Source organism: Brasilonema octagenarum UFV-OR1 (assembly GCF_963888615.1).
In the GTDB taxonomy this organism is placed as follows: Bacteria; Cyanobacteriota; Cyanobacteriia; order Cyanobacteriales; family Nostocaceae; genus Brasilonema; species Brasilonema sennae.
Genome location: NZ_CAWPKW010000291.1, coordinates 698 through 2,181, shown reverse-complemented (window position 1 = coordinate 2,181; position 1,484 = coordinate 698). Strand labels below are relative to the sequence as shown.

Genomic DNA, 1,484 nt, shown 5'->3' with positions numbered 1-1,484 from the left:
GCGCGACTTCATCGTGTTCGAGGACGACGGCGGGCGCATCGTGAAGAAGATGGCTGGCTACCACCAGTTCCATGCGGTGCAGGTGGCGGTGGAAGAGACACTGCGCGCGCTGCCTCGACTGGCTGAAGAAGGTCGATACGAAGCTGGGCGGAAGCCTGGTGGTCATGTTGGTGACCGTCGCATTGGCGTGGTGTGGCACACGCAGGGCTCAGGCAAGAGCCTGACGATGGCCTTCTACGCCGGCCGCATCATCCGCGAGCCGGCGATGGGCAACCCGACGTTGGTCGTGCTGACCGACCGCAACGACCTCGACGACCAGCTCTTTGCCACGTTCGCACGCTGCCGCGACCTGCTGCGCCAGCCGCCGGTGCAGGCGGAGAGCCGTGCGAACCTGCGTGAGCTGCTAAGCGTGGCGGCCGGCGGGGTCGTCTTCACCACCATCCACAAGTTCTTCCCGGAGGAGAAAGGTGACCGGCACGCGGCGCTCTCCCACCGCCGCAACATCGTGGTGATCGCCGATGAAGCGCACCGCAGTCAGTATGACTTCATAGACGGCTTCGCGCGCCACATGCGTGATGCGCTACCGCAAGCCTCGTTCATCGGTTTTACCGGCACGCCGATCGAACTGCAGGACGCCAACACGCGCGCGGTGTTCGGCGACCACATCAGCGTCTACGACATTCAGCGCGCCGTGCAGGACGGCGCCACGGTGCCGATCTACTACGAGAGCCGGCTGGCCAAGCTGGCGCTCGACGAGGCCGAGCGGCCGAAGATCGACCTTGACTTCGAGGAAGCTACCGAAGGCGAGGAGGTCGAGCGCAGGGAGCAACTCAGGACCAAGTGGGCGCAGCTCGAGGCGGTGGTCGGCGCCGGGAGGCGGCTGGAGTTGGTCGCCGGGGACATCGTCGAGCACTTCGAGAGGCGGCTCGAGGCGATGGACGGCAAAGCGATGATCGTCTGCATGAGCCGGCGCATCTGCGTGGAACTGTATCGCGAGATCGTGAAGCTGCGACCGCAATGGGACGGCACCGACGACGAGCACGGCGCGCTCAAGGTCGTGATGACTGGCTCAGCCTCGGACTCGGTCGACTGGCAGCCACACATCCGCAACAAGCCGCGGCGCGAGACACTGGCCAGGCGATTCCGCGATCCGAAGGACGAGTTTAAGGTCGTGCTCGTACGCGATATGTGGCTCACCGGCTTCGACGCGCCGAGCCTGCACACGATGTACATCGACAAGCCGATGCGCGGGCATGGGCTGATGCAGGCGATCGCGCGCGTGAACCGCGTGTTCAAGGACAAGCCCGGTGGGTTGGTGGTGGACTACCTGGGCCTGGCGCAAGAGCTCAAGCAGGCGCTAGCCACCTACACCGAGAGCGGCGGCACTGGACGCACGGCGCTGGACCAGGACGAGGCAGTGGCCGTGATGCTGGAGAAGTACGAAGTCTGCGCCGGGCGTCCAGTGCCGCCGCTCTCGGTGTAGG

Annotated in this window: 1 protein-coding gene; it reads left to right on the top strand. The window is 65.6% G+C overall.

Annotated elements, in window-relative coordinates; genetic code table 11:
• Positions 1-1,483 (top strand): type I restriction endonuclease subunit R (locus AC5590_RS25290; protein ID WP_248277441.1); only part of this gene is annotated, 1,483 nt, incomplete at its 5' end.
• Between the last annotated feature and the right edge of the window lies 1 nt (position 1,484).